Here is a 7,908-nt window from a genome sequence, read left to right as displayed (position 1 = left end):
ACGCCGGCATCGGCAGCGTCGGACTCGTCGATGTTGGCGGAGCCTGCGGAAATAGCGTCCACCGCGCCGCTCTCGTCGACGGCCTCGGTGCCGTCCCCAGCGTCCAGCTTGGCGGCGTCGGCGGCACCGGCCACCCGAGCGGCGGTCGGCGACTCGGCGGCGGCGTCCTGGGCGATCTCAGCGGTGCGGCCGGTCGGGGCCTTGGACGGCGCGACCTTGGTGCCGCGGGACCGCTCGGCCTCGCGGACCACCCGGGCCGCCGCGCTCAGCTCCTCCACCAGCTCGATGACGGCCATCGGGGCGTTGTCGCCCTTGCGGGGGTTCACCTTGATGATCCGGGTGTAGCCGCCGGGGCGCTCGGAGAACTTCGGTCCGATCTCGGCGAACAGCTTGTGCACCACGTCCTTGTTGCGGATGACCTTGAGAACCTGGCGACGATCGTGCAGCTCACCGTGCTTGGCGAACGTGATCAGCTTCTCGGCCAGCGGCCGCAGCCGCTTCGCCTTCGCCTCGGTGGTGGTGATCCGGTCGTGCTCGAACAGCGCGGTCGCGAGGTTCGCGAGCAGCAGCCGCTCGTGGGCCGGACCGCCGCCGAGGCGAGGACCCTTCGTGGGCGTGGGCATGACGTGCTCCTAGAGGAAAGTTTCTCGGGCCAGGACCGCCGGAATTCCCGGCGGTCACCGGCTGCGGTCAACGTGGGTTACAGCTCTTCGGTTTCGGCGTAGTCCGTCTCATCGCCGAACTCCTCGCCGCCGTAGGAGTCGACCACCGCGTTCAGGTCGAATCCGGGCGGGCTGTCCTTCAGCGAGAGGCCCAGGCCGTGCAGCTTGACCTTGACCTCGTCGATGGACTTCGAGCCGAAGTTGCGGATGTCGAGCAGGTCCGCCTCGCTGCGGCCGACCAGCTCGCCGACGGTGTGGATGCCCTCCCGCTTGAGGCAGTTGTAGGACCGGACGGTGAGGTCCAGCTCCTCGATCGGCATCGAGAACGCCGCGATGTCGGCGACTTCGGTCGGCGACGGGCCGACGTCGATGCCTTCGGCCTCCTCGTTCAGCTCACGCATCAGGCCGAACAGCTCGACCAGGGTGTGACCGGCGCTGGCGACGGCGTCGCGCGGGCTGATCGAGGACTTGGTCTCGACGTCGACCACCAGCCGGTCGAAGTCGGTGCGCTGCTCGACACGGGTGGCCTCGACCGCGTAGGTCACCTTCAGCACCGGGGAGTAGATCGAGTCCACCGGGATCCGGCCGATCTCCTGGCCGGGCTGCTTGTTCTGCACCGCGGTGACGTAGCCACGGCCCCGCTCGACGACCAGTTCGATCTCGAGCCGGCCCTTCTTGTTGATCGTGGCGATCTTGAGGTCCGGGTTGTGCACCTCGACACCGGCCGGCGGCGCGATGTCGGCTGCGGTGACCTCGCCCGGGCCCTGCTTGCGCAGGTACATCACGACCGGCTCGTCGGAGTCGGAGGAGACGACGAGTTCCTTGAGGTTCAGGATCAGGTCGGTGACGTCCTCCTTGACACCCTCGACGGTGGTGAACTCGTGCAGCACGCCGTCGATCCGGATGCTGGTCACCGCCGCCCCGGGAATGGAGGACAGCAGCGTGCGCCGCAGCGAGTTGCCCAGCGTGTAGCCGAAGCCGGGCTCGAGCGGTTCGATGACGAACTTGGAACGGTTGTCGGCGATGACCTCTTCGGTCAGCGTCGGGCGCTGTGAAATCAGCAAGGTGGTGCTCCTTCGCACTCGTGAGCGACCGCTATATGACGCTCGGGTGAGGTATTCAGTTGTACGGCGAGGCCAGGCAGGCCACCCCAGTACCAGGTGGACCCGCCTGCCCGTTGGCCGCTCCTACTTGGAGTAGAGCTCGACGATCAGCTGCTCGGTGATCGGGACATCGATCTGCGCGCGCTCGGGCAGCTGGTGCACCAGGATGCGCAACTTGGACGGCACGATCTGCAGCCAGGCCGGCACCGGGCGCTCACCCAGGGTTTCCCGGACGATCAGGAACGGCGTGGTCTCCAGCGACTTCGGGCGCACGTCGATGATGTCCAGGGGCGAGACTCGGTAGCTGGGGATATCGACCTTGTGACCGTTGACCACGAAGTGGCCATGGTTCACCAGCTGGCGGGCCGCGCGGCGAGTCCGGGCGAAGCCGGCGCGGTACACGACGTTGTCCAGCCGGGACTCGAGGATCTGCAGCAGGTTGTCACCGGTCTTGCCGGTGCGCCGGGTGGCTTCCTGGTAGTAGTTGCGGAACTGCTTCTCCAGAACGCCGTAGGAGTACTTGGCCTTCTGCTTCTCCTGGAGCTGCAGCAGGTACTCGCTCTGCTTGATACGGGCCCGGCCGTGCTGGCCGGGCGGGAACGGACGACGCTCGAAGGCGGCGTCGCCACCGACGAGGTCGACATTGAGACGGCGCGAGATGCGGGTCGCGGGTCCGGTGTAACGAGCCATTTCTTATATCTCCTTGATCCTCAGACCCGACTCAGACCCTCCGCCGCTTGGGCGGACGGCAGCCGTTGTGCGGCTGAGGAGTGACGTCAGAAATCGTGCCGACCTCGAGGCCGGTGGCCTGCAGCGAACGGATCGCGGTCTCACGGCCCGAGCCAGGGCCCTTGACGAACACGTCGACCTTCTTGACGCCGTGCTCCTGCGCCTTGCGGGCGGCATTCTCGGCGGCCATCTGGGCGGCGAACGGGGTCGACTTGCGGGAGCCCTTGAAGCCGACGTGGCCGGCCGAGGCCCAGCTGATCACGTTGCCGGTCGGGTCGGTGATCGAGACGATCGTGTTGTTGAACGTGCTCTTGATGTGAGCGTGGCCGTGCGCGACGTTCTTCTTCTCTTTGCGACGGACCTTCTTCACGGCGCCTGTGCCGCGGGTCTTGGGAGGCATCTGCCTTTAGCTCCTGAGGGTGTGATCTGGAACGACGTGGAGAACGGACCCTGGCGTGCGCCGAGGACCCAGGCGACGAACTACTTCTTGGCCTTCTTCTTGCCGGCCATCGTCTTCTTCGGGCCCTTGCGGGTACGGGCATTGGTCTTGGTGCGCTGACCGTGCACCGGCAGGCCACGGCGATGCCGCAAGCCCTGGTAGCAACCGATCTCGATCTTGCGGCGGATGTCGGCGGCGACCTCACGGCGCAGGTCACCCTCGACCTTGTAGTTGCCTTCGAGGTAATTGCGCAGCTTGACCAGGTCCTCGTCGCTCAGGTCCCGGGTCCGCAGGTCCGGGCTGATCCCGGTCGCTTCCAGGGTTTCCTTCGCGCGGGTGGGCCCGACGCCGTAGATGTAGGTGAGGGCGATGACGAGCCGCTTCTCGCGGGGCAGGTCAACGCCGGCAAGGCGTGCCATTCGGGGCGTTCTCCTTCGTTCTTCGGAGGTGTTGTGCGCATCCGTCCGCTGGTGCCCGGCCGGAGCTGATCGGATCAGCTCCGGTGTAGCGGCCCCGGCCTCCGACCGGGGGTGACCCCGATTCCGCCGGGCTGTAACGACCCGGATGAAACGGAGAGGAGTGCGCGTGCTGGGGTGTTGCTGGCGGTGCTACGGCTAGTCGGTGCTACGGCTAGTCGGGTGCTACGGCTAGTCGGGTGCTACGGCTAGCCCTGGCGCTGCTTGTGGCGCAGGTTCTCGCAAATGACCATGACCCGACCGTGGCGACGGATGACCTTGCACTTGTCGCAGATCGGCTTGACGCTGGGCTTGACCTTCACGCCTGTACTCCTGGTTTCGAACGCGATGGCCGCCGCACCGGGCGGCAGCCATCTTCATCGGTCGGCTTACTTGTAGCGGTAGACGATCCGCCCGCGGGTGAGGTCGTACGGTGAGAGTTCCACCACGACCCGGTCTTCGGGCAGGATGCGGATGTAGTGCTGGCGCATCTTGCCGCTGATGTGAGCGAGCACCTTGTGCCCGTTGCTCAACTCCACCCGGAACATCGCGTTGGGCAGTGGCTCGACCACTTTGCCCTCGACCTCGATGGCCCCGTCCTTTTTGGCCATGTCCTCCGCTTTTCGTTTATGTATCGTCTCTACGGTTCGGCGCGGCCAGCAGGCACGGGTATACCGCACCGACGAACTGCGTCCGGCGCTTGTCGATGAGGGCCGATCACCACTCGCGGCCACAGCGAGAGGCTCAAGACTTCTGAGCATGGAAACCGGCGGCATGCGCCAACGGTTGAGTTTACTCACGAGTTGACCCGATACCAAAACGCGGCCGTACCACCCCGGCCGGGAAGATCACCGCAGGCCGAGGGCCGGGGAAGATCACCGGCAGGTGGGTGGTTGCAGCCAGGGTGAAGCATGTTCCGCTGTCCATCTTGGATCTGGCGCCGGTCAGCAGCAAGGGCGACACCACCGAGGCCCTTCGCAACACGACCGAACTGGCACGCACCGCCGAGGAGTGGGGCTACCACCGCTTCTGGGTGGCAGAGCACCACAACATGCCGGCGATCGCCAGCTCGTCACCGGCCGTGCTGGTGGCCCATCTGGCGGCCGCGACCAGCACCATCCGGGTCGGGTCCGGCGGCGTGATGCTGCCCAACCACGCGCCCCTGGTGGTAGCCGAGCAGTTCGGCACCCTGGAATCACTGCACCCGGGCCGGATCGATCTGGGGATCGGCCGGGCGCCCGGCACCGACCAACGGACCGCCCTGGCGCTGCGCCGGACGATGCAGGGCCTGTCCGCCGAGGACTTCCCCGCCGAGCTGACCGAGCTGATCGCCATGCTGGCCGGCGATCCGGCTCGGCTGCAGGCGGTGCCGACCGCAGCCGGGCTACCTGAGGTCTGGTTGCTCGGTTCCAGCGACTTCAGCGCCCGGCTGGCCGGGCTGCTCGGGTTGCCCTTCTCCTTCGCCCATCATTTCTCCGCTGCCTACACCGAGCCGGCGCTGGCCGTCTACCGGCGCAGCTTCCGGCCCTCGCAGTGGCTGGACGAGCCGCATGCGATGGTTGCGGTCAGCGCGACGTGCGCCGACACCGACGAACACGCCGAGTACCTCGCCAAGCCGGGCTGGCTGTCCTTCCTGCGGCTCCGCGCAGGCCTACCGATCCGGCTGCCGAGCCCCGAGGAGGCCGCAGCCTACGACTTCAGCCCGGCCGAACGCGCCTTCGTCGAGCAGCGCAGGGCCGGCCAGGCGCTCGGCTCGCCACAGACCGTGGCCGCCCAGCTCGGCGAGTTGCTCGGGCGCACCGGCGCCGACGAGCTGATGCTCACCAATCAGATCTATCAGCTCGAGGACCGGCTTCGGTCCTACCGGCTGATCGCCGAGCTCAGCGAGCGGCAGGCGCTGGGCCAGCCACTGTGCCTGGGCGTGTGATCGCTCCCGGCCGGGTGCGGCCGGCCTTGCCGGGTGCCCTCAGCTGACGGCGCGCCGGCCGGGCAGCGGGTGCGGCGGCCTTGCCGGGTGCCCTCAGCTGACGGCGCGCCGGCCGGGCAGCGGGCCCGACCGGCGCGGCGGCTCAGGAGCGGCGCGGGTCAGCGGTCACTGCCACCTCCGGTCCGATCCCCGGGCCCGGCTTCGGAGTCGGCCCACAACCGGTACATCGCAAGCCGGTCGGCGTCGGTATCGGGCGAGAAGAGCAGGCCCGGTGGGCAGTCCAGTGCTCGCTCGATGGCGACGGCGGTACGCAGCGAGCAACTGTTGCGCCGACCTGTCACGAGATGGTTGACCGTGGAATGACTCAACCCGGCGCTGCGCGCCAGTTGCCGTTCAGAGACCCCCAGTAGGTCGATGTAATCAGCGAGTGCTCGCCGACTTCGCAGTTGCATGAATCCCCCGTTCGACACAATGCATCCGGCACCGGCCGGATTTCGGGACTCAAAGTACCCGAAATGTCTGACGTCCTGTCACTTATCAGACACTATGGTCGTGTCCCGGGCGGTAGCACGCGCGATCCGGGGCGTGCGTCGTCGGATTCAGACAGTTCAGCTATTCGCAACAGACGATCCGTCCAGCGGTCCGGCGCCTGCTCACCGCAGTCGGTCGGTGCTGGGGCACGAGTCACCAGCGGGCGGAGATGCCTGCCGACTGCCGGCGTGCCATCAGGTCTGATCCCGCCCGGATCAGCAGCTCGCCCAAGCCTTCGCCGACGCTGATCGAGACGCCGACCACGCAGGCGATCCCGGCCCGGTCGAGCCTGCCGCGAACCCGTTCGGTGACGATGATGCCGACGGCCTCCATGTCCACCTGGACCAGCGCCGCAACCTGCCGGGTTCCATACCTGCCCACCGGATCACTCGGCCGCAGAACGCCGAGCAGGCACTCGGCGATGGCGACTTCGCTGTGGGCCTGTTCCGGATCGATGAGCACCAACGCCACGCAGCCCGGAGCGGTCGCGATGCTCTCGGTGGCCCGTACCCGCCAGCCGGCTTCCGACCACATCCGGGCGGTCGTGTCATAGGCCGAGGTCGTCCTGATGGAGTAGCGCAAGGCCAGCCGGTGCCCGGCCAGGACCAGCGGTAACACCACGACGCCGCTCAGCGGGTGCCAGCCCACCAGCAGGGCAAGGGCGACACCGGTCACCTTGGTGAGGGTGTCGGCGACCTGGTTAGGCAGCCCGAGGAGTTGCCGGACGAGGCTCCGGTCGTCGAAGCGCCACACCAGCGCCGCGATGAGTACCGAGTTGATCGCGGTCCAGCACAGCACCGCCGCGGCGATGCCGAGCACCCCGGTGACGTTCTGCCTGACCGCGGTCGCGACCCAAGCCGCGGCGGCCACGATCAAAACGCTGATGACATAACGCACCGGACGGCCGCCGTTGACATACTTGCGCGACGGCCATTCGGCCCCGTAGGAGATCAGCACCAGCGGCACGACCAGCACACCGGGAAGCAGCAGCGCCCCGGCCATGGTCCAGACGTCCAGCAGGTTGTGGACCTTGCCTTCGGTGAGGCCGCGGCGTAACCGCTCGAGGTGCCGTGCCGTGAGTGAGTAGGTCACACTGAGCGCTGCCAGCAAGACGAACAGTCCGAGGTGGTGGACGGTCATCCCGGACACCTGGGTTTGCTAATGCAGGAAGGAGTGCCGCATGAACAGCATCGAATGGCCCTGACCTGAGCGGCCCGGTCGCAGGGGTACGTGGTCGTTTTCAACCGTGCACCCCTGCTTCCCGGTAAGAAAATTCCGAGCGGTCTGTTTCTAAGTGTGACCGACGGTACATCACCCCAAATGGTCTGTCACTGGCAGCGCCTTGGTGACAAGCTACGGCGCTGTCGCTGAACGGCCGCCCCGGTCAACCGCCACTTCCGGGGTGCCTGCTCTCGGCGCGACGCCGGTTGCGGCAGCTGAACTCGGTAGCGGCTTCTGTGTCTTTAACGGGCAGACGGCCGGTACGAGCCGATACTGTCTACACCATGTCTGCACGTACCGGATCTGCTGCCGGCCGCGGTGCCCCGCTGCCACCCGCCGGACCGCGATGAGCGCGCTGTCAGAGCTGCTCCGGGCCGAGAACTCCAAGGCCCTCAGCGCCCGGGCCATCTCACAGGCCGCACGAGAGCTCGGGTTCACGCTGAATCACGACACCGCTGCCCGGTACCTGCGGGGCGAGCACGGCACCCCCGACGAGTCGACGTTGCAGGCCTTCGCCACCGTGCTGGGAGTGTCACTGGCCAAGCTGCGCCGCGCCGCCTCGCTGCCCGCCGACGTCACCGAGCCCTACCGGCCGCCAGCTGAGGCCGACCGGCTGAGCCGTCGTCAGCGCAGGGCGGTCGACGAGGTCATCCGGGCAATGCTGCAGCCGCCACCGGCCAGTCAGCCGGTCACCGATCTCGACAGCCGTCGAGGCAGACAGCCGACGCGCGGCAAGGCCGCCAGGCGAGGCTCGGCGGAGCCACCCGCCCGCTGACCTCGAGGCTTGGGCGGGTGTCTGCCGAGCTCAGGGGCACGCGACCCGTCGCCCGGGCAGGCCGGC

11 protein-coding genes are annotated in these 7,908 nt (G+C 67.7%); 2 read left to right on the top strand and 9 right to left on the bottom strand.

Annotation, left to right across the window (positions count from 1 at the left end; all coding sequences use genetic code 11):
- From rplQ to infA, 7 genes are all read right to left on the bottom strand, one after another.
- Positions 1–623: 50S ribosomal protein L17 (gene rplQ / locus VF542_RS05930; protein ID WP_408650777.1), on the bottom strand; the 623-nt coding region annotated here is incomplete at its 3' end.
- 77 nt (positions 624–700) lie between these two features.
- Positions 701–1,726, bottom strand: a complete 1,026-nt coding sequence (locus tag VF542_RS05925; protein WP_408650776.1) for a DNA-directed RNA polymerase subunit alpha — start codon at positions 1,724–1,726, stop codon at positions 701–703.
- 123 nt (positions 1,727–1,849) lie between these two features.
- Complete coding sequence (rpsD, locus tag VF542_RS05920) at positions 1,850–2,455, bottom strand: 30S ribosomal protein S4 (protein WP_408650775.1); 606 nt, start codon at positions 2,453–2,455, stop codon at positions 1,850–1,852.
- A gap of 31 nt (positions 2,456–2,486) precedes the next feature.
- On the bottom strand, positions 2,487–2,894 hold the full coding sequence (gene rpsK / locus VF542_RS05915; protein ID WP_408650774.1) for a 30S ribosomal protein S11: 408 nt from the start codon (positions 2,892–2,894) through the stop codon (positions 2,487–2,489).
- Positions 2,895–2,974: 80 nt separating this feature from the next.
- Positions 2,975–3,352, bottom strand: coding sequence for a 30S ribosomal protein S13 (rpsM, locus tag VF542_RS05910; RefSeq protein WP_408650773.1), 378 nt, complete (start codon positions 3,350–3,352; stop codon positions 2,975–2,977).
- 245 nt (positions 3,353–3,597) lie between these two features.
- Positions 3,598–3,711 carry a 50S ribosomal protein L36 gene (gene rpmJ / locus VF542_RS05905; RefSeq protein ID WP_015883600.1) on the bottom strand — a complete coding sequence of 38 codons (114 nt, stop codon included), beginning with the start codon at positions 3,709–3,711 and terminating at the stop codon, positions 3,598–3,600.
- Between the two features lie 66 nt (positions 3,712–3,777).
- Entirely contained in the window at positions 3,778–3,999 is a 222-nt protein-coding gene (gene infA, locus VF542_RS05900) for a translation initiation factor IF-1 (protein ID WP_311421483.1), read from the bottom strand.
- 293 nt (positions 4,000–4,292) lie between these two features.
- Here infA and VF542_RS05895 point away from each other — a divergent pair, with 293 nt between their 5' ends.
- Complete coding sequence (locus VF542_RS05895; RefSeq protein ID WP_408650772.1) at positions 4,293–5,315, top strand: LLM class flavin-dependent oxidoreductase; 1,023 nt, start codon at positions 4,293–4,295, stop codon at positions 5,313–5,315.
- Between the two features lie 158 nt (positions 5,316–5,473).
- Here the strand turns inward: VF542_RS05895 and VF542_RS05890 are convergent, their stop codons facing one another.
- Entirely contained in the window at positions 5,474–5,767 is a 294-nt protein-coding gene (locus VF542_RS05890; RefSeq protein ID WP_408650771.1) for a helix-turn-helix transcriptional regulator, read from the bottom strand.
- 232 nt (positions 5,768–5,999) lie between these two features.
- A complete protein-coding gene (locus VF542_RS05885) occupies positions 6,000–6,986 on the bottom strand; it encodes a hypothetical protein (protein WP_408650770.1) in 987 nt (328 codons plus the stop codon).
- A gap of 427 nt (positions 6,987–7,413) precedes the next feature.
- Between VF542_RS05885 and VF542_RS05880 the strand changes: the two genes are divergently transcribed.
- Positions 7,414–7,842: a hypothetical protein gene (locus VF542_RS05880; protein ID WP_408650769.1), complete on the top strand. Its 429-nt coding sequence runs from the start codon at positions 7,414–7,416 to the stop codon at positions 7,840–7,842.
- Positions 7,843–7,908 lie beyond the last annotated feature (66 nt).

It is taken from the genome of Jatrophihabitans sp., from assembly GCF_036389215.1.
GTDB lineage: Bacteria > Actinomycetota > Actinomycetes > Mycobacteriales > Jatrophihabitantaceae > Jatrophihabitans_A.
The sequence above is the reverse complement of the archived record's forward strand: the minus strand, read 5'-3'. Positions and strand labels throughout refer to the sequence as shown.